The sequence below is a fragment of the Salegentibacter sp. 24 genome, from assembly GCF_004362395.1.
GTDB lineage: Bacteria > Bacteroidota > Bacteroidia > Flavobacteriales > Flavobacteriaceae > Salegentibacter.
In genome coordinates, this window is sequence record NZ_SNWE01000020.1 from 14,559 (window position 1) to 32,896 (window position 18,338).

Here is an 18,338-nt window from a genome sequence, read left to right on the forward strand (position 1 = left end):
ATTACCAGGTGGAAATCCTACTGGTTACCTGTCCTGATTCATCAAAAATTATTTTACTATCATTTGGTTCTTCATCAAATTCTACCTGATAATAGCTGGTTCCCAGAATTTCTATTACCTCCACCTCTTCAATTTTTGTCCTAACAAAACTCTTCATAATACCAGCCTGGACGCGCTGTGGAAGAGCCTTATAGGTGAAATCATACTTATATTTATCAAAAGTTCCGTCCGGATTTAAGAAAGCCTGGTATTCCACATTATTGACAGTAAACTCTGCCTCATACATATCAGCATTTTTATCCCATTCCAGGTCCTTGGCATTCGAAAATTGCTGGGTAAATCCGTTGATTACCACAGAAGGAATGTCCGTATTTCGCATATCATCATCGTCACAAGAACTAAGCCCGAGCCCAATAGCCAGGATCATAAAAAACGTCCTTTTCATCTTTTCTGCTTTTACATTTTAAGCAAAGTTGGGGTACAAAACTGGAATAAACCTGGAATCCAAGAATAAGAGAGTTTTTAGGAAAATTTTAAGAATCTACTTGGGGAAAGGAAAGCAGGAAGCTATGTTTTCCCTCATAGGTATAATTGAGTAGGATATTGTATTTTTCAGCAATGGTATGTGCAATGGCCAGTCCAATGCCATTTGATCCCTTGACCTGTGAATTCTTCTGAAAACGGGTAAATACCTTATCAGTATCTAGAGAACCCTGGTTAGAAATATTACTTATATTGAAGCTTTTTGATGAAATCCTGATATTAATTTCACTACTTCTTTCTCCATGCATAATGGCGTTCTTTAATAAATTAGAGAGTAAAATTCGTGCAAGCCCCTTATTCATCTTATATTCTAATTGGGAAAAATTTTCTACATTTATTTTCATTTCCTTGTGACTGGCCAGATCTTCAAAATCAAGCTTTAATTCATCTATCAAATCATTGAAAACAACTAATTCCTCTTCTGGAAATTGCTGATTTTCAATTTTAGAAAGTAAAAGCAAGGAATTGTTCATTCTGGTAAGACCTTCCAGGTTATTTAAAACAGAAGCTACCAGTTCGATTTGCTCACTATTAAGGTCTTCATTTTCTACCAGGAGCTCTAATTTGTTGATACTTATAGCCAGGGGAGTTTGTAACTCATGGGCCGCATTTTCTATAAATTGTTTTTGGCTATTGTAACTTGAGATAGATTTCCCCAACATTTGTTCTATGCGGGTATTAAGCAAGTTGAATTCCTCAATGGTCGAGGGAATCGTTTTAATTTGTTGATCTTTTTCCAACCTGAAATTTTTAAGCTGTTGTAACAGGCCATAGAAGGGATTCCATATTTTTTTTAGGATCAGATTATTCAACAAAACAATACTTAAAATTAACCCGATATAAAGAAGAATAAGAGAAAACAACAAGTCTTCTATTAGATCATCCTCCTCTACCATTGAGGTAATGATCTTTAGTTTATAGAAGTTATCTCCATTTTTAAACACGGTTTCCAGTAATCTAACGGGCTCATATTCTTTTTCATTCTGCATATACATGAGCGTATCGCGGTAAGAATCCCTAAAATTTATGGCTCGCTGATCACTAATTGGTCTGATGGTATAACTTCCATCTTCAAAATCTAAACGCTGTAAAATTTCGGGATTATTTTTGGCCTGTTTAATCACCAGCATCTTGTGATTATCCAAGCCATCATCCAGACTGTCATAAATTTCATCAAGCATTTCCAGGTAAAAAATAACAGCCCAAATCCCCAGAAGGAGAAACAATATAGCAGCGAAGTAGCTCGTAGTATAATTTAACAGTTTCATTCTTCCACCAATTTATAGCCAATTCCGTAAACCGCCTTTATTTCTATTCCGGCATCAGCAGTTTTAAGTTTCTTACGCAAATTTTTGATCTGGGAATAAATAAATTCAAAACTATCGGCCTGGTCAATATGATCACCCCAAACGTGTTCAGCTAAAGCCGATTTATTAACCAGCCGGTTTTGGTTTGAAACGAAAAATAATAGAATCTCAAATTCTTTTCGGTTTAAATTAAGGAGCTGCTCACCTATACTAGCCTCGTGTTCATCGAGATCTACACATAAATTACCAATCTTAATTTTGTTATTGCCCTTAAACTGTCGCCTCCTAAGTACCGCTTTAACCCGGGCATTTAACTCGGCCATATGAAAGGGTTTCGCCAAATAATCATCTGCCCCCAGATTCAATCCCTGTAGTCTATCGTCAAGGGAATTCCTGGCTGAAACAATTATAATTCCATCTTCTATTTCTTTTTTCTTGAGGTCTTCTAAAAGACTAAATCCGCTCCCGTCCTTTAAATTTATATCCAATAAAATGCAATCATAAGTATACACTCCTATTTTATTTCGGGCTTCAGATACGCTTTCTGCCGTCTCTACCACAAAATTTTCCTTTTCCAGAAAATCTTTCATATTCTGCAGCATATCCTGTTGGTCCTCTATAATTAGAATTTTCATAATCTTGACTATTATTTACCGGAAACTAAAAGATCCGAAGAAAACTTTACAACAAACAAAATTAAAAATCATCTCTTTAAGATAATCTGTTTATAATAGTACAAAGATGATAAACAAAACTGGAAAGAATTGGTAAATCGTAATCCGGATGCTGCAACTATATCCCTCTAGAATAGTTCTCTGTCCCAAAAAAAGGCGAAATTCCAACCAGCTTGATTAGAATGAAGGATGCTTTTTAGAAATATTTAGGATTTTCCCCGGGGCTATTCCTAATTCTTTCCAGTTTTAACGGCTTACTTCGCACAGAATTTAAAAAAACAATGATTATGAAAAAAGTAATTTTATCAGGAATTTTAGCAATTTCTTCCATCGGAGTCTTTGCACAAACAAGTACGAATAATTTACCAGCTACAGCTCAGGATTTTATCCAGCAGAATTTTTCATCCGTTTCAGTACAGGAAGTAGCCGAAAATAGTAACTGGAAATTATGGGCAGATGAGAAATATGAAGTAAGCCTTTCTAACGGGGTGGAACTGGATTTTGACAAGGACGGGAATATAATCGAAATCGACAGTAATAAAGATGAAACGATACCATTGTCGGCCTTACCTACTAATATTGTTTCCTATTTAAACCAAAATCATCCTAATGCCCAGGTTACTGGTTGGGAAAAACAAAATAAAGAACAGGAAGTTGAATTGACCGATGGAACGGAAATAGAATTTGATGGAAAAGGAAATTTCCGAAAAATAGATTAAGCCTCCTCAAGAAACAGTAGCATCTAACTATTGCCCCAGAAAAAAAAATCCTGGGGCATTTTAGTTAATGATAATAAAAAGGGGCGGTTTAAAACCACCCCAAACTAGTCAACCAAACACAGTCAATATAAAAACTAGTTGAAACTAAGTTTTAGAAATTTAAAAATCAGTATTTTAAGACCTCTAAAATCCTTGAAATGTTTACGAAGTGTGGTTTTAAAAACCAAATGGTCTTTTAAATAAAAATTCTCACACTGCACATCGTCGCATTCTTTTAAACCCTCCAGTTTATTTTTATAATCGAAGAAGGTGGTCAAATGAAACTCATTAGCTTTGTTTAATAGCTCAAGTTGCTTTATTAAATAACTAGCATCTTCTTTATTTATCTCAACTCTTACGGTTTCCTTTAAGCCTGAGTTTAAAATATTACTGAAGAAATTAATTTCCTCATTAATAAAAATCAGGTGCTCCTCCCAATCCTCAGATTCGGATTGGATACTTAAGATTTGTATTTCCTCATCATTATGATGTTCCTGAAACTTCTCCATCATCTTACTTTATTTTTGCATTTTTATTTCCTTTGCCATTTGTTCCACTTTTATAATATTTATGGAATTTTTACCGGTAGGGAATTCCCATTCCACCTTATCCCCCTGGGCATAGCCAAATAAAGCTAGCGCCATAGGAGCAAGAATAGAAATCTTATGATCCTTAATGTTGCTGTGATCGGGTGTCACTATCTGGTAAGTTCTGTTTACACCAAACGGAGTAGCGATTTCAACTTTTGAATTAAATCTAACCACATCCTCTGGCATCTTTTTTTCACTCACAATTTTTGCAAAATCGAGTTCGCTTCTTAACTTTTCTATAGATGCACGATAGGTACTATCTTTATAGTACTGCGCCATAGAAACGATCCGTTTTAAAAGTTCATATTCTAACTTCTCAATTATGATTACATCATATTTCATGTCTTTAAAAGAATTTATTAAGGAAATATACCTCGCTGGTTATATGCAGTCTCAATTCTAGAAATCGCCAGGATATAAGCCGCTGTTCGCCAGTCGGTATTTCGATCTTCAACTTCCTTTTCAACTTTTTTAAATACCTGGAGCAGTTTTTTCTCTAGTTTCCCCATCACCTCTTCCAGTTCCCATAATTCGCCATTTCTATTTTGCAGCCATTCAAAATAACTTCCAATTACGCCTCCAGAGTTACATAGGATATCAGGTATAATAGTGATCCCTTTTTCCAAAAGAATGGCTTCCCCTTCCTCGTTTGTGGGACCATTAGCACCTTCCGCGATTATAGATGCCTTTATCTGATAAGCATTATCCCCGGTTATCTGATTCCCAAGAGCTGCCGGAATTAAAATATCACATTCCAATCCAAAAAACTCATCAGAATCAATTTCCTTTGCATCTGCGAACCCCTGAATAGATCCTTTCCTTGGGCTTGAATGTTCAAATAAGCTTTCAACTGAAATCCCTTTCTCATTAAATAAAGTAGCGTGGGCATCCTGCACCGCAATAAGTTTAGCACCTTCGCCAATTAAAAATTTTGAAGCCCAATAGCCTACATTTCCAAATCCCTGCACGATAAAAGTTTTATCCTTTAATGATTCCCCGCGTGATTTTATAAGTTCTTTGGTAGTTAAATACACCCCAAATCCTGTGGCCCGGTCTCGACCTTCCAAACCACCAGAACCTACCGGTTTGCCGGTTACCACATGCTGGTTTTGTGAGCGCTCTGAAGTGGATATAGTAGACATATAGGTGTCTGCAATCCATGCCATGGTTTGCGCATTGGTATTTACATCCGGTGCAGGGATATCATGTTCCGGCCCTATATTTTCTCCCAAAGCATAGGTAAACCTACGGGTAATTCGTTCCAGTTCAGCGTCAGAATAATTCCTGGGATCCAGTTGGATTCCTCCTTTTGCTCCGCCATATGGTAAACCCGCTAATGAAGTTTTCCAGGTCATCCACATTGCCAGGGCTTTGGCTGCATCCACATCTACAGTTGGGTGGTATCGCAAGCCACCTTTATACGGTCCCAGGGCATTATTATGCTGTACCCTGTAGCCAGTGAAAATCTCCACTTTTCCGTTATCCATTTTTACCGGAAAGTGAACCACGATCTCATTATTAGTAATCTCCAGGATTTTCTTAATATTTGGATTTAAATCGATAATACCGGCCGTTTTATTAAACTGTTTAATAACCGTATCATACATACTTTGTTTCGGCGTATTCTTTGTCGTTATCATTTTTATCAAATTTTATTGAAAATGCTCGCAGAACATTTTTCTGTTGTCTTTCCAGGTGCAGTGGTGTCTTAAATCGCAATTGAAACAAAGCGTTTTAAAAAGTTCACTACCTGCTCGCTGTAGCTCCTTTTCACTTTCCTTCATTACTGCCGGGTTTTCCATTTCAGCTATATTCATAGAGTCTGTTTTTGGAAAGCATTAAAGCTAAAGACGTGCCCAAAAGATTAAAAAATGAGCTATTGATATTTAAACCGCTGAATTCCAGACACAATGAGGTTCAAACAAATTTATTCCAAAATTTTCTACTGGAAGGAAATTACCCGGTTGGGAGAAATTTACCCGGAAGCTTATTTGATTTTTTCCCGTAAGGTTTTACGGTCTATTTGCAAGATTTCTGCAGCCCTGGTTTTATTTTGATCTACTGCCGCAAGTACTTTTAGGATATGCCTTTTTTCCACCTCTTTTAATGCAGCTAATTCTTCCTCCACTTCTGGAATCTGGTATTTTACGGTAGCGGGCAGATCCTGCGGAAGAATTTCATCTTCACACATTATAATAGCGCGTTGAATGACATTTTCTAATTCCCGAATATTCCCCGGCCAATTGTAACGAGTTAAAATTTCAACAGTTTTTTTAGCTAATTTTAAATTGCTTTTTCCATACTCCCGTTGGTATTTATCTAGAAAGGTTTTGGCAAGGGGTAAAATATCTTCCTTTCGATCGCGCAAAGGTGGAGTAAGAATATCGACCACATTTAAACGGTAATAAAGATCTTCTCTAAAAGTTCCTTTTTCTACCATCTCCTGTAAATCACTGTTAGTAGCCGCGATAACCCGAAGCTGGATTTTATCTGAATTTCGGGCGCCAACTTTCCTGACTTCTTTTTCCTGAAGCACGCGCAATAATTTAACCTGAACAGCCAATGTAGCCGTACCGATTTCGTCTAAAAAGATGGTACCTCCGTTAGCTGCCTGGAAGTACCCTTCTCGGGTTTCAGAAGCACCGGTAAAGGCACCTTTAGTAGATCCGAATAATTCCGATTCTAATAAATTTTCCGGAATGGCACCACAGTTCACCGCGATAAACGGGTTTTGCGCAAAAGAACCTTTGTAATGAATGGCCCTGGCCACGAGTTCTTTTCCGGTGCCGCTCTCTCCTTTAATTAAAATAGTAGCACGGTTATTTTTCACCCTTTCTATAATATCCACTAGTTCTTCAAACTTTGCTGAAGAGCCAACCATCCCGGCATAATTGCTTTCTACCTGGGAACGCCTTATTGATTTGTGAATTAAAGGCAGGTTATTAAGAGACTTCTTAACAGAAAAAAGCAACTCGCTTTTTGTAAAAGGCTTTGGTAAATAATCTAAAGCACCTGATTTAATAGCGGTGAGTGCATTATCAATAGATGGATAACCGGTAATTACCAGTTTGGGTATTCCAGGATAATGATCATCCACATATTTTACTAATTCCATCCCATTCATCCCAGGCATTTGTAAGTCAGTTATTAATAGATCGATAGTGCTATGCTTTAATATATCTATCGCTTCAACCACAGAACCGGCTTTATAAGTATGATAATTTTCCTGGCTAAGGCTCCGGTCCAGAACCTCGAGCATATCAAAATCGTCATCAACTATTAACAAGTTTTCTTTCCTTAAAGCCATATCACAAGTTCAGGGGTAGTTTAATTTTAAAGATAGTTCCTTTTGGATGATTATCCGCAATACTAATTTCACCTCGATGGCTTTTAATGATACCGTGCACAACGCTTAAACCAAGACCAGAACCTTCTCCAAGGGGTTTGGTAGTATAGAAAGGTTCAAATATCCTATTCTTCAATTCAGGGGCAATTCCTTTTCCTTCATCGGCAATTTCAATACTATAAAAGTTCTCATTGTTATGAATATCAATAACAATTTGTGAATTTTCCGGAGAATAGTAAATGGCATTAATAACCAGATTAAAAAAGACCTGAGTTAATTGTATAGGGTCTACCTGTGCTTTTAAAGCAGGATCTTCAATATGGAGTTTAAATCTGATATGCGCCTTTTTAAAATTGGGTTTTAAAAGGGAAAGTGCTTGGGTAATCACCGGTTTTATTTCGATCTTTTTAAAATCCTGTGGCATATCACAAGAGAAAAACATCAGTTTTTTCACCACTTCCCTGGAATAAATGGCGGAGTTAAGAATCTTTTTAGCATCCCGCTTGGTTTGCAATTCCTTGGTTTTCTCTTCAATAAATTCAGCAAAACCCAAAATGTTACCAAGGGGAGTGTTTAGTTCATGTGCTATTCCCGCAGTGATTTCCCCCAAAATAGATAAGCGGTCGTTCCTCTGGGCAGTTTGCTTTAAAAGCTCCTCCTGCATTTTAATATTTTGACGCTCAAAAAATAAGGCAATTTCGTCGGCTACCTTGTCAAGCAGTCGTTGCTCCTCCACCAGGAAATGCGCTTTAGACAAATCTGAAGCTGGATAATGAACTTTTATAAAACCCATTTCCTTTTCGGAAATCTCAATAACACTTATTTGCGAATAGCTTTCTAATGGAATTAGGTTTGAACTTAGGTGATAAGTTTCACACTTTATCTCCACGCTAGCAAGCTCAGGAAACCGCCAGGCATTTTTGAGGATCTGGGTGACGGAATTCAAGGTCGCTTCATAAGAACCGTTAAACTCCCTAATAGCTGATGAAACCTGATAAAGACAGGAAAGCTCTTTTATTCGCTCTTGCAACTTTTCCTCAGTAGAAATATTCTCTGATGTCATAATTACCGGTTTATGTAGGCAAAGATATGTAGAAGTGGTAGTTTCTCTATTAGATCTGCCAAGAGAAAACATCATTTAAGAATGTTAAAGTCAGGTGGTACTATTAAAAAACCTGCTTGTATTCATGGAAGATTTTTGAATGTTTACAGAGCATAAAAAAATTCTCGGTAATACTATACAAGTTTCTATTTAATTTTTAGTCTACCTTATGAAATTAATTCCAAGAATTAAAATCTTAAGTTTCCGTAAACAGATTTTAAAAAAACTAAAAACTCTCGAAGCCATTTGAGTGCAACAGTGCGGTCCGCGATTAATGTTTAGCAAAAGAAAAAGCTCCAGGAGATCCGGAGCTTTTCTTTCGCCTTATTTCAACTTGGTTTAATTCACCATAAGGACTTAATTAATCAAACTGTAAATTTGACTCAGGTTCGATTTCAGAAACCGACTTCCTACCTCCTATTCGGTAAGAAATCCCTAGATTTATTAAATAATCAGCAAAAGCTGCATCACCATTACGAGGTTCCCCTGTGACAATTTGTGTTTCAAGATCTGTTACACTCTGCGGGCGCTGTCTCCTTAATGCAACGGGTACATTTAAATTGACAGAAAATTTATTATGCATAAAAGATACTCCAGGATCTATAGAAAGAACATTTCCGGGCCTTCTAAATCCATCGCTTCCACCAATCACATCTTCCACAGGCACTCCTTCAAAACGTGCACCAAGAGAAGCAGAGAAACTTTGGGATAAACTATAGCCAAGACCGGCGCGCAGCGCAAACTGGTCTGGCACTGACATAACAGATTCATTTTCAAGTATAGGACTCAAGGTTTCTCTGAAAGTTCTTATGCCGTTAGTTTCCCTTGGGTTAAAAAGATAAAATCCACCACCATAGATAAAAAATTCGTTGATTATCGTTCGATAAAACTGAAAATCAGCGGTAAGACCAAATCCTCCGTCTCCAGGCTGTATTGACTGATCAACCGGCCTAACTTGAGGTGAATTTTCAGGACCAACATTGTAAAAAATATCTGTAGCATTATAATTTCCAGTAGGAAGCTTTATACCCAAACCTAATGCCAAATTTCCATTTAGGTGAGTTGTAGGATTAAATAGCCAGTACCCCATTCCTATTCTTATATCTGCAAGACCCCGCGAAAAAGTTTTATGCCGCTCTTCACGTCCGTGTTCATATAAAGAAGAGCGTTCATTAAGGACAGTGGGGATGGTAATTCCTGCATACAATCTGTCGGTAATTCCATAATTCAGGCTAAAATCCCAGGAATGGGAATAATTTATTACTTCAGTATTATTTGAAACCCTATCGGGTTCTTCCTGAGTTCCTTTAAAATGTCTAAATGATTTAAAGTATCGATAGTTCATGCCAAGCTGAAAATCTCCCCTGCCAAGCAAATTGCTTTCTAATTCATTACCGACACTACAGGAAAAATGCCTAATAGCAACACAACCTTGTGCCTTGATCATTTGCGGAAGAATTAAAACTGATAATAGGAAAAGGAAAAGAACGTATTTTGTTTTCATAGGCCTATAATTGAACATTTTTACTTTGTCGTAGCACCAAAGTAGTTCTATTTTAAACAGGTATAGGCTAACAGAAAATCAAAAAGATTAAGCAAAGGTTAATTGAATTAATAAGGAATTAATTAAGTAGTAGATAGTTAATTTTTAGTAATATAGTTGCTGATTTGAAACGCAGAAAATTTTATATAGCCATCTTTATCATTTCGGTAGTAGGACTATTCGTTGTTCAGTACCAATATTTAAGAATTGGGCTCAATCTTGCTAAAATACAGTTTGAACAAAAAATTGAACGCGCCGGGAACGATTTAAAAAAAGACCTTTCCAAGGAGAATCAGCTTAGTTTTTTAATTGCGGAATCTCTGGAAGGCAGCAATTATTTCACCCTAAGCCAGGATAGTTTACAAGATGCTTCCAAACATTTTTTAAATGACTTTATAAGGGACAGGTTGGTGACAAACAAGATTAAAACTGATTTCTCATATAATTTATATTCCGAGGATAAAAGTATTGACTTTAAATCTCCATTGAGTTTTAAAAGCAAGGATGTTATTATAAAATATCCGGTAAAATTAGAAGGTTATCTCCCCGAAACCCTTGAAAAGGAGGTCACGCTTGAATTACATTTTAAAGACCTTAACTCCTATTTCTTTTCTCAACTTCAGGGACTGCTTATCCCGGGTTTGCTCTTCCTGGGTGTTATTATCTTTGTAGTGATCTGGATGCTTCGATTGTTTTACTGGCAAAGAAATTTAATTACCATCACCAACGATTTTATAAATAACCTCACTCATGAACTTAAAACCCCGGTGTTTTCCATCGGGGTAGCCACTAAAATCCTGGAGAAAGATTTAAACCAGACTCAAAAACCAATCGTATTCCATATTAGAAAACAAGTAGATCGCTTGAACAGGCATATACAACAAGTGCTGGAACTAGCTAGTTTAGAAACAAAAAAAAGATTTATAGAACTCGAAATGGTTGATTTAAGACCGGAACTTTTGCTGTGGTGTGAAGACTTTAAAATGCTATCTGAACTGGAAAATTTCATTTTTGAATTTGAACTGGAACCTGGAGAATATAAGGTAAAAATTGCCATATCACATTTTGAAAACGCTATTAATAACTTATTGGATAATGCTAAAAAGTATGCCGATCATCCACGAATAAAGCTAAAAGCATATACAGAAAAAATGAAGTTGCATATTTGCATTAGCGATAATGGAAAAGGAATTTCAGAAAAAGAAAAACAGCATATTTTTAAAAAATTCTACCGGGTTCCTGAAGGCAACTTACACAGCGTAAAAGGATACGGCCTGGGACTTAGCTATGTTCAGGAAGTTATAAAAAAGCATCAAGGTCAAATAAACTTAAACAGTGAATTACAAAAGGGTACACAAATCACCCTGATAATCCCTCTAAAAAATGCCAAATAAAAAGCATAAAATATTACTGGTTGAAGACGATGATTCCCTAGGCTATCTTCTTTCGGAATATCTGAAAATCAAAGGATTTGAAGTGTTTTGGGCCCAATCTGGAAAAAAGGCTTTGGAGCTTATTGAAGCAGATTCGTACGATTTAATAATTTTGGATGTGATGTTACCCGATATAGATGGGTTTAATCTAGCAAATAAATTAAAAATCCAATATCCAGAAACTCCCTTTATTTTTTTAACAGCCAGATCCCTAAAAATTGATGTCCTAAAAGGATTTTCTCTTGGTGCCGTTGATTATCTAAAAAAGCCAATTGATGAAGAAGAACTGGTAGCTAGAATTCAGGCACTTTTATCTAGAATTAGTCCCAATGAGAAGGTAATAGATGCAGAAGACTTTACGTATAAAATAGGTGAGTATAAATTTAATAATAAATACCAGGAGCTTATTTTTAATAAAGAAATTATTCAATTAACAGCAAGGGAAAGTGAATTACTGAATTTTTTGGTACAAAATAAAAATCAGCTTTGCAGCCACAAGGATATCCTGGTTCAGCTCTGGGGTAAAAACGACTATTTTAATCGAAAAAGCCTAAACGTTTTTGTTTCTCATCTTCGTAAATATTTAGAAAAGGATCCGAAAATTAAAATTGAAAACCGTCATAAAATGGGTTTTATTTTAAAAACTGAATAATTCATATCTTCTGCTTATTTTATCATAAACATCAAATTCGTAGACAACATTGATTTAAAATATACCGACTATTTTAGCTCCTTATCATAAGGTTTTTGTTAATTACCTTTTAATAATTAAGTATTTTCTGGATGCTACTTTTTTTTGTAATTACTCCTGCTATAGGAATAATGAAAAAGGCAGCAATATAGGCTATTCAATAATCCCAATTGATAATTCAGGGGAACCCCTTGTTACCCAATTTTCACAGAAGTCATCGTTAAAGAACCCGCTACAGCTTTATCATTAAAAAAAGTAAGGTTTTCATTTTTAGCCTTTAGTCCAAGGGTATAAAGCAATGGTATATAATGCTCAGGAGTTGGGATAGCCAGTTTCGCCTCCGCTCCAAGGTTTTTATAATTAATTAGCGGATTGAAATCTCCCTGAGAAATATACTTTTTCAATCTATCATTCATCTCCAGAGCCCAATCATAACCAAAACCTGGTTCTTCAATTTTATCCCAGGCTAGCATTCTTAAATTGTGTACCATATTACCGCTACCGATAATTAAAACACCTTTATTTCTAAGATCCCTTAGCTCTTTAGCAAGTTCAAAATGGTAGTTTTCGTCCTTACTATGGTCTATACTGAGTTGTAAAACCGGAATATCTGCTTCGGGATACATATGCCTGACTACAGTCCAGGCACCATGGTCTAAACCCCAATCGTGATCTTCTACAATAGCTGTAGATTTTACCAAGTTTCTGGTTTCTTGGGCTATTAAAGGACTTCCCGGTGCAGGGTACTGAACCTGAAATAATTCCTGAGGAAAACCTCCAAAATCGTGAATGGTTTTAGGAAATTCCATACTTGTAATTCTGGTGCCTTGAGTGAGCCAATGGGCCGAAACCACCAGTACAGCTTTTGGAGTAGGCATATCTAAAGCCATTGTCTTCCAACCGGTACTAAATTCATTATCCTGAATGCCATTCATAGGTGAGCCATGCCCAATAAACAAGACTGGCATGGGCTTCTCCTGCCTGGGCAGGTTGGCTGTGAACTTATTAAAATCTGAAAGGGCTGCCATTTTTTGAATTTTAGAGAGAGGAAGCTTTTGAAAGTTTTTAAGCAGACTTTTTCTCGTAAGCCTCCTCCTAATATTTATTGTTTAATGAACTCTCCGTCCACTTCAATTTTCACCTCATCACTAAGCATTGGCTCAGGGAAACCAGCACCTAAATTAAAGTCAGATCGTTTTATGGTTCCTGTAATTGCAAAACCGGAAGTCATATCTTTACTCTGCGGATTTTCTACTGTACCACGGTGCCAAACCTCTAAAGTAACCGGTTTTGTAACGCCATGGAAGGTCAGATCTCCGGTGACTTTATATTTGTCATCTCCAATTTTTTCTGAAGAATTACTTTTAAAACTCATCTTTGGGTGATTTTCAACATCAAAAAAATCGGCGCTTTTAAGGTGGTCATCCCTTCTTTCTACCCCCGTGTTAATAGAGGCTACATCTATTTCCATTTCGTATTGAGCATCACTAAAGTCGTCCTTAGATGCTGTAATGCTGCCTTGAAATTCTCCGAACTGACCTTCTATTTCAGCAATTCCGAGATGAACAATGTCAAAAGAAACCTGCGTATGAGCCGGATCGGCTTTCCAGGTTGTTTGCGCGAAAATGTTTGTACTTAAAAAAGCGATAAACAAAAAAGAAAATACTTGTTTCATAATATTTCGTTTAAGTTAATTAATAAAGTTTTCATTTTTAATAGGCCGCTGTAAAACGCTGATTGATATGTTTGGCATTCTCGGCCTCATCTACCAGTACCACTGCCATGTCCTGTACAGAAAGTTCACTTTTTCCTTCCTCATCAAACACAGCCTTTTCCAAGCCTTTTCTGTAAGTGTTTCGTCGCTCATGTGGTTTCCCGGGAGCCATACCTATTGCCGGACTAAAGAAAGTCCAATCGAGATCTTCTTCCCTTTTAATAATCTCGAGGTATTCACTCGCAGCGGTAGCACCGGGTTTAATTTCTTCGGGAAAATTAGGGTCATCTATCACCCTTGTTCTTTCGTTTAAAAACAGACTTCCGGCACCACCAACAACAATTAACCTTTTGACTCCCGATTCTTTGACAGCCTGCTGTATAGCTTGCGCCCCTTCTAAATATTCATTATAAATATTAGGATTAGACCACCCCGGATTAAATGCGCTTATCACGAGGTCATTACCCTTAACTGCCTCTGCTAGGTCGTCTGTGCTTTTTACATCGATATCTACTTTTTTGAGCAGTTCGTGTTCAGTTATTTTGTTTGTTTTTCTAGCAATTGCAGTCACCTCGTGCCCTCTATTTAATGCTTCTGATAATATGTGTGAACCCACAAATCCGGTTGCGCCTATAAGTGCTATTTTCATAATTTTATTTTTTAATCACAGTTGCCGTCAGGTGAACAGGAATCACCTTCAGAAATCTCCAGCTGACTTTGCTTTGGTTTAAATTCTTCCCATGCTTTCTCCAGGGTTTGTAAAAATGCAGCTGTAGGCTGCGCTCCTGAAATAGCGTATTTATCATCTATCACAAAAAAAGGAACCCCTCTAACTCCAATATTGCGTGCCTCCATTTCATCTTGTTTCACCTGGTAGGCAAAAGCATCAGATTCCAGCGTGTTTTTTACTTCTTCGGCTTCCATCCCAATCGAATTACCGATTTCCTGTAAAACTTCAGTATCATCAATATTCTTTGCTTCCTCAAAATGAGCTTTAAACAATGCTTCTTCAATTTTATTCCCCAGACCTTTTGATTTAGCCAGTTGAATAAGCCTGTGAGCCTTAAAGGAGTTAGCAGTGACCGAAGTTTCGAGATTAAATTTCAAGCCTACTTCAGCAGCCATATGGGTTGCCCAGCTAAACATTTCTTTTGCCTTGGCTTCGCTCACACCTTTAGCTTTAACAAAATACTCCAGGGTACTGAGATTAGGATCTGTCTTTAGGTTTGGATCAAGTTGATAACTTTTCCATTCAATATCTACTTCTTTTTCTTGGGGGAACTGTGAGAGAGCAGCTTCGAATTTCTTCTTACCGATATAACAAAATGGGCATCTTACGTCCGACCATATCTTTACTTTCATAATTTTTAAATTAAATGATTATTAGAATTACGCTTGTTTTATAAACTGAAGCTCTCCATTAATACGAACCTCGTCACTTACCATAACACCGCCGGCTTCTAAAATTGCATTCCAGTTAAGTCCCCAGTCTTTACGATTTATCTTGCCGGTAAAAGAGAATCCTGCTTTTTGATTGCCATAAGGATCTTTCATCATTCCACCATAATCTACATCCAGGTTAACCTCTTTTGCTGTCCCTTTTATGGTCAATAGCCCAGTTAGTTTGTAATTATCAGTATCCAATTTTTCAAAAGAAGTACCTACAAAAGAAATAGTTTTGTGTTTTTCAGTATCAAAGAAATCAGCACTTCTCAAATGGATATCCCTATCCTTATTATTGGTATAAACAGAATCCGATTTTACCGTAGCATTTAACTTTGCCTTATCGAAATCTTGTCTTATAGATTCAATCTCTCCATCAAATTCCTGAAATTCACCTTTCACATTACTGATCATAAGGTGTTTTACTTTAAAGTTGATTTCACTATGAGTTGGGTCTAAATTCCATGTGGTCGTTTCCATAATTTTACGTTTTAGTTATACTAAATTATTGTGATACAAAGATCGGGAGTAAGCTCGGTCAAATGATTCACCTATGTTAAGAAAACAGAGACCATTAGAGATTCTTACGAATCCTGCTTAGCGACTGGGGCTTAATTCCTAGGTAGGAAGCGATTAGATATTGGGGAATGCGTTGAATGAAATGGGGATAGCGTTTTGAAAAACCTTTATATCTATGATCGGCATCTTCACTTATAGTTTTGGCAATTCGGGTATGTAGGGAAGCCAATGCATTTTGGAGTAGAATTCTAAAAAACCTATCAAATAGCTGATGAGAAAAACAAAGTTTTTCAAAGTCTTTTTTATGAATCATTAGAGCTCTGGTTGGTTCCAGGGTCTCTATAGTGGAAACGGCAGCAGTTTCCCTAAAATAACTCGGAGCATCGGTGATCCAGTATTCTTCAATAGCCAATTGAATTACATTTTTATTTCCTTTTTCATTAAGATAATAGGAATAGCAAGCACCTTCAAGGATAAAAAATTGATAATTACATGCCTGGCCGGTTTCAACCAAATATTCTTTTTTATCATAGTTTTTCTCAAAGGAAAGCGCTTTTAGATCGGAAAGCATCTCTTCTGATATCTCTTCCCCCAAAGTTCTTTCCATATTTTTCCTGATGAGATCCTCCATTTTTAAATTCTTTTTCCTTTTTTTAGTTCCATCATTATGTTTAAAGATACAAAGAAGCGTATGGTATACTTTCAGGAAAAAATTAATTTTATAAAAATCAGATCATGGTATGAATGTCTTGTGCCAGAATTTGGGAATTTGGATTTTATTTCCGTTAAAATCTTGTAAAAAAATATTTTCGCTTTTATCAATTCTTAGCTTTAATTTCCACACTTAACTTAGACACAACATGAATATTGAGCAAATACTCGACAAAGTATATCCACTTTCCCACTCAACCAGACTTACACTCCAGGAGAATATCGTTAAAGTAAGTTTTCCCAAACATTACATCATTTTACAAGCAGATAGGATTGAAAAAAAAATCTATTTTATCAAAAAAGGAATTGCAAGAACTTTTTTCCTTATTGATGGCAATGAAATTACATTTTCATTTGGAAAAGAAGGGGATACAATTATTTCCATGGAAAGTTATGTTGCCCACAAAAAAGGTTATGAAAATATCGAACTGCTAGAAGACTGTGAACTCTACAAAATAAATATAGAAAACTTGCAAAAGCAATTTCGAGAGAATATAGAAATTGCAAACTGGGGCAGAAAATTCGCTGAATTACATCTTCTAAAAGCAGAAGAAAGACTTATTTCAAGACAATTCGGAACGGCAACAGAAAGGTATAAAGAGCTTTTAAAAAACTATCCGGACTTAATTCAAAGGGTTCAGCTAAAGCACATCGCTTCTTATTTAGGCATAACGCAAGTCAGTTTAAGTCGCATAAGAGCAAATATATAATACAACATATTTCTTATCATATGTAAAATATTTTCTGAAACCGGTTTCAGACCTTTGTCCAAAATCCGGAAAAATATGAATATAGAAATAAGAAAAACTTCAAAAAATCTTAGTAATCAAATTAAATGGACGCTTTCCTCCTTGCTACAAAAACAGTCCAAAATCACATAAAATTACTAGGGATCAAGGATATAAAAATTGATTAAATCATAAAAGAAACACAGAGAATAATAAAATGCAAACTATAATAATTAGAAAAGTAACTACAGAGCACATAAATGAATTACAAAATATCGGAAAGCTGACTTTTACTGAAACTTTCGCTTCAGAAAATAGTGGAGAAAATATGAAAAGCTATTTGGAGGAGGGTTTTTCACTCAAAAAACTAAAGGAAGAATTAATGGATGAAAATGCTGAATTTTATTTTGCCGAAATTAATCAAGAGGTAATTGGATATTTAAAAGTCAATATCGGACAATCCCAAACAGAAATTAAAGACCATAATTCACTTGAAATTGAACGGATATACGTGTTAAAAAAATTTCACGGTAAAAAAATTGGCCAACTACTATACGACAAGGCTATTGAATTGGCTAAAGAAAAAAATGTAGATTATGTCTGGTTGGGTGTATGGGAAAAAAACTTAAGAGCAATTCGATTTTATGAAAAGAATGGATTTGAAATATTTGACAAGCATATCTTTCAACTCGGAAATGATGCACAAACTGACATTCTGATGAGACTCGCACTTAACTAAAAAAGTCGAGTCGTTAAACTCGGCATCCCATTGGGCGAGAGAGAGAACTCGAACCTCCACACATTGCTGCACTAGATCATAAGTTGTTAAAATTATTTCAGAAAATACAGCATAACATCTTAAAATCAATTAATTACAGAATTTGAAGTGTCATTTAATATCAATTAGGTATATATATAAATGAAATCAACAACAAATGTTATAAATAATTAACTTAACTAGATGGACAATCAGATTGTTATGAATTCAGGCGCATCAATACCCCTTCAAAAAAACTAATAAAAAAAGGACACTACCTTTTACCAATCCGCACCTCACTTTCGAGTCATACCACGCCAGAAAATATTAATCTTTAATTTCTATCAAGTGCAAATAAATGGCTAAATTCTCGTTTGACTGAAGGGGCAATTAACGCTGGGATAACCATGCACCTTGCCCGACATTGCTTCGGAAATATTGCAGGCGATAAAATTCCGGGTCAAATGATCCAGCAATTA

The 18,338-nt window shown here is 36.1% G+C and carries 21 protein-coding genes; 5 read left to right on the forward strand and 16 right to left on the reverse strand.

Annotated features, from left to right (window positions below):
- Position 1: 1 nt before the first annotated feature.
- From DET49_RS13825 to DET49_RS13835, 3 genes are all read right to left on the reverse strand, one after another.
- Positions 2-445 carry a PepSY-like domain-containing protein gene (locus DET49_RS13825; RefSeq protein WP_133548675.1) on the reverse strand — a complete coding sequence of 148 codons (444 nt, stop codon included), beginning with the start codon at positions 443-445 and terminating at the stop codon, positions 2-4.
- Positions 446-533: 88 nt separating this feature from the next.
- Positions 534-1,811, reverse strand: a complete 1,278-nt coding sequence (locus DET49_RS13830) for a sensor histidine kinase (protein WP_133548677.1) — start codon at positions 1,809-1,811, stop codon at positions 534-536.
- Positions 1,808-2,485, reverse strand: a complete 678-nt coding sequence (locus DET49_RS13835) for a response regulator transcription factor (RefSeq protein WP_133548679.1) — start codon at positions 2,483-2,485, stop codon at positions 1,808-1,810. Before DET49_RS13835 ends, DET49_RS13830 begins: the two co-directional genes overlap by 4 nt.
- Positions 2,486-2,811: 326 nt before the next feature.
- Here DET49_RS13835 and DET49_RS13840 point away from each other — a divergent pair, with 326 nt between their 5' ends.
- Entirely contained in the window at positions 2,812-3,243 is a 432-nt protein-coding gene (locus tag DET49_RS13840) for a PepSY-like domain-containing protein (protein WP_166636581.1), read from the forward strand.
- 134 nt (positions 3,244-3,377) lie between these two features.
- Here the strand turns inward: DET49_RS13840 and DET49_RS13845 are convergent, their stop codons facing one another.
- The 7 genes from DET49_RS13845 to DET49_RS13870 all read right to left on the reverse strand — a co-directional run bounded on the left by DET49_RS13845 (position 3,378) and on the right by DET49_RS13870 (position 9,824).
- Entirely contained in the window at positions 3,378-3,794 is a 417-nt protein-coding gene (locus DET49_RS13845; protein WP_133548682.1) for a hypothetical protein, read from the reverse strand.
- Positions 3,795-3,800: 6 nt separating this feature from the next.
- The gene (locus tag DET49_RS13850) at positions 3,801-4,214 is read right to left on the reverse strand and encodes a GreA/GreB family elongation factor (RefSeq protein ID WP_133548684.1); all 414 of its coding nucleotides are present in this window, start codon (positions 4,212-4,214) and stop codon (positions 3,801-3,803) included.
- 17 nt (positions 4,215-4,231) lie between these two features.
- Positions 4,232-5,512 (reverse strand): Glu/Leu/Phe/Val family dehydrogenase, encoded by a 1,281-nt coding sequence (locus tag DET49_RS13855; protein WP_133548686.1) that lies wholly within the window; start codon positions 5,510-5,512, stop codon positions 4,232-4,234.
- A gap of 12 nt (positions 5,513-5,524) precedes the next feature.
- Positions 5,525-5,689: a hypothetical protein gene (locus tag DET49_RS18510; RefSeq protein WP_166636582.1), complete on the reverse strand. Its 165-nt coding sequence runs from the start codon at positions 5,687-5,689 to the stop codon at positions 5,525-5,527.
- Positions 5,690-5,859: 170 nt separating this feature from the next.
- Positions 5,860-7,179 carry a sigma-54-dependent transcriptional regulator gene (locus DET49_RS13860; protein WP_133548688.1) on the reverse strand — a complete coding sequence of 440 codons (1,320 nt, stop codon included), beginning with the start codon at positions 7,177-7,179 and terminating at the stop codon, positions 5,860-5,862.
- Between the two features lies 1 nt (position 7,180).
- Positions 7,181-8,281, reverse strand: a complete 1,101-nt coding sequence (locus DET49_RS13865) for a sensor histidine kinase (RefSeq protein ID WP_133548690.1) — start codon at positions 8,279-8,281, stop codon at positions 7,181-7,183.
- Between the two features lie 400 nt (positions 8,282-8,681).
- Complete coding sequence (locus tag DET49_RS13870; protein WP_133548692.1) at positions 8,682-9,824, reverse strand: hypothetical protein; 1,143 nt, start codon at positions 9,822-9,824, stop codon at positions 8,682-8,684.
- A 164-nt stretch (positions 9,825-9,988) separates the two neighbouring features.
- Here DET49_RS13870 and DET49_RS13875 point away from each other — a divergent pair, with 164 nt between their 5' ends.
- Positions 9,989-11,257: a sensor histidine kinase gene (locus DET49_RS13875; RefSeq protein ID WP_133548694.1), complete on the forward strand. Its 1,269-nt coding sequence runs from the start codon at positions 9,989-9,991 to the stop codon at positions 11,255-11,257.
- Positions 11,247-11,948, forward strand: a complete 702-nt coding sequence (locus DET49_RS13880; protein WP_133548695.1) for a response regulator transcription factor — start codon at positions 11,247-11,249, stop codon at positions 11,946-11,948. The genes DET49_RS13875 and DET49_RS13880 overlap by 11 nt, the downstream gene beginning before the upstream one ends.
- Before the next feature lie 233 nt (positions 11,949-12,181).
- Here the strand turns inward: DET49_RS13880 and ygiD are convergent, their stop codons facing one another.
- From ygiD to DET49_RS13910, 6 genes are all read right to left on the reverse strand, one after another.
- On the reverse strand, positions 12,182-13,015 hold the full coding sequence (gene ygiD / locus DET49_RS13885) for a 4,5-DOPA dioxygenase extradiol (RefSeq protein ID WP_133548696.1): 834 nt from the start codon (positions 13,013-13,015) through the stop codon (positions 12,182-12,184).
- Between the two features lie 74 nt (positions 13,016-13,089).
- Positions 13,090-13,662 (reverse strand): YceI family protein, encoded by a 573-nt coding sequence (locus DET49_RS13890; RefSeq protein WP_133548698.1) that lies wholly within the window; start codon positions 13,660-13,662, stop codon positions 13,090-13,092.
- Between the two features lie 37 nt (positions 13,663-13,699).
- Positions 13,700-14,350 carry an NAD(P)-dependent oxidoreductase gene (locus DET49_RS13895; protein WP_208109656.1) on the reverse strand — a complete coding sequence of 217 codons (651 nt, stop codon included), beginning with the start codon at positions 14,348-14,350 and terminating at the stop codon, positions 13,700-13,702.
- Positions 14,351-14,361: 11 nt separating this feature from the next.
- The gene (locus DET49_RS13900; protein ID WP_133548702.1) at positions 14,362-15,063 is read right to left on the reverse strand and encodes a DsbA family protein; all 702 of its coding nucleotides are present in this window, start codon (positions 15,061-15,063) and stop codon (positions 14,362-14,364) included.
- A gap of 27 nt (positions 15,064-15,090) precedes the next feature.
- The gene (locus DET49_RS13905; RefSeq protein ID WP_133548704.1) at positions 15,091-15,624 is read right to left on the reverse strand and encodes a YceI family protein; all 534 of its coding nucleotides are present in this window, start codon (positions 15,622-15,624) and stop codon (positions 15,091-15,093) included.
- 94 nt (positions 15,625-15,718) lie between these two features.
- A complete protein-coding gene (locus DET49_RS13910; protein ID WP_166636583.1) occupies positions 15,719-16,270 on the reverse strand; it encodes a Crp/Fnr family transcriptional regulator in 552 nt (183 codons plus the stop codon).
- Positions 16,271-16,523: 253 nt separating this feature from the next.
- Here DET49_RS13910 and DET49_RS13915 point away from each other — a divergent pair, with 253 nt between their 5' ends.
- Both DET49_RS13915 and DET49_RS13920 read left to right on the forward strand, forming a co-directional pair.
- Positions 16,524-17,084 carry a Crp/Fnr family transcriptional regulator gene (locus DET49_RS13915; protein WP_133548708.1) on the forward strand — a complete coding sequence of 187 codons (561 nt, stop codon included), beginning with the start codon at positions 16,524-16,526 and terminating at the stop codon, positions 17,082-17,084.
- 235 nt (positions 17,085-17,319) lie between these two features.
- Positions 17,320-17,841: a GNAT family N-acetyltransferase gene (locus DET49_RS13920; RefSeq protein WP_133548710.1), complete on the forward strand. Its 522-nt coding sequence runs from the start codon at positions 17,320-17,322 to the stop codon at positions 17,839-17,841.
- Positions 17,842-18,338 lie beyond the last annotated feature (497 nt).

What these genes read in the sequence shown, in the direction of transcription:
- DET49_RS13880 (WP_133548695.1), top strand. Translation starts at nt 11,247, where the DNA reads ATGCCAAATAAAAAGCATAAAATATTACTGGTTGAAGACGATGATTCC.
- DET49_RS18510 (WP_166636582.1), bottom strand. Translation starts at nt 5,689, where the DNA reads ATGAATATAGCTGAAATGGAAAACCCGGCAGTAATGAAGGAAAGTGAA.
- DET49_RS13895 (WP_208109656.1), bottom strand. Translation starts at nt 14,350, where the DNA reads ATGAAAATAGCACTTATAGGCGCAACCGGATTTGTGGGTTCACACATA.
- DET49_RS13865 (WP_133548690.1), bottom strand. Translation starts at nt 8,281, where the DNA reads ATGACATCAGAGAATATTTCTACTGAGGAAAAGTTGCAAGAGCGAATA.
- DET49_RS13830 (WP_133548677.1), bottom strand. Translation starts at nt 1,811, where the DNA reads ATGAAACTGTTAAATTATACTACGAGCTACTTCGCTGCTATATTGTTT.
- DET49_RS13860 (WP_133548688.1), bottom strand. Translation starts at nt 7,179, where the DNA reads ATGGCTTTAAGGAAAGAAAACTTGTTAATAGTTGATGACGATTTTGAT.
- DET49_RS13870 (WP_133548692.1), bottom strand. Translation starts at nt 9,824, where the DNA reads ATGAAAACAAAATACGTTCTTTTCCTTTTCCTATTATCAGTTTTAATT.
- DET49_RS13845 (WP_133548682.1), bottom strand. Translation starts at nt 3,794, where the DNA reads ATGATGGAGAAGTTTCAGGAACATCATAATGATGAGGAAATACAAATC.
- DET49_RS13835 (WP_133548679.1), bottom strand. Translation starts at nt 2,485, where the DNA reads ATGAAAATTCTAATTATAGAGGACCAACAGGATATGCTGCAGAATATG.
- ygiD (WP_133548696.1), bottom strand. Translation starts at nt 13,015, where the DNA reads ATGGCAGCCCTTTCAGATTTTAATAAGTTCACAGCCAACCTGCCCAGG.
- DET49_RS13890 (WP_133548698.1), bottom strand. Translation starts at nt 13,662, where the DNA reads ATGAAACAAGTATTTTCTTTTTTGTTTATCGCTTTTTTAAGTACAAAC.
- DET49_RS13850 (WP_133548684.1), bottom strand. Translation starts at nt 4,214, where the DNA reads ATGAAATATGATGTAATCATAATTGAGAAGTTAGAATATGAACTTTTA.
- DET49_RS13910 (WP_166636583.1), bottom strand. Translation starts at nt 16,270, where the DNA reads ATGGAAAGAACTTTGGGGGAAGAGATATCAGAAGAGATGCTTTCCGAT.
- DET49_RS13825 (WP_133548675.1), bottom strand. Translation starts at nt 445, where the DNA reads ATGAAAAGGACGTTTTTTATGATCCTGGCTATTGGGCTCGGGCTTAGT.
- DET49_RS13915 (WP_133548708.1), top strand. Translation starts at nt 16,524, where the DNA reads ATGAATATTGAGCAAATACTCGACAAAGTATATCCACTTTCCCACTCA.
- DET49_RS13920 (WP_133548710.1), top strand. Translation starts at nt 17,320, where the DNA reads ATGCAAACTATAATAATTAGAAAAGTAACTACAGAGCACATAAATGAA.
- DET49_RS13900 (WP_133548702.1), bottom strand. Translation starts at nt 15,063, where the DNA reads ATGAAAGTAAAGATATGGTCGGACGTAAGATGCCCATTTTGTTATATC.
- DET49_RS13905 (WP_133548704.1), bottom strand. Translation starts at nt 15,624, where the DNA reads ATGGAAACGACCACATGGAATTTAGACCCAACTCATAGTGAAATCAAC.
- DET49_RS13840 (WP_166636581.1), top strand. Translation starts at nt 2,812, where the DNA reads ATGAAAAAAGTAATTTTATCAGGAATTTTAGCAATTTCTTCCATCGGA.
- DET49_RS13855 (WP_133548686.1), bottom strand. Translation starts at nt 5,512, where the DNA reads ATGATAACGACAAAGAATACGCCGAAACAAAGTATGTATGATACGGTT.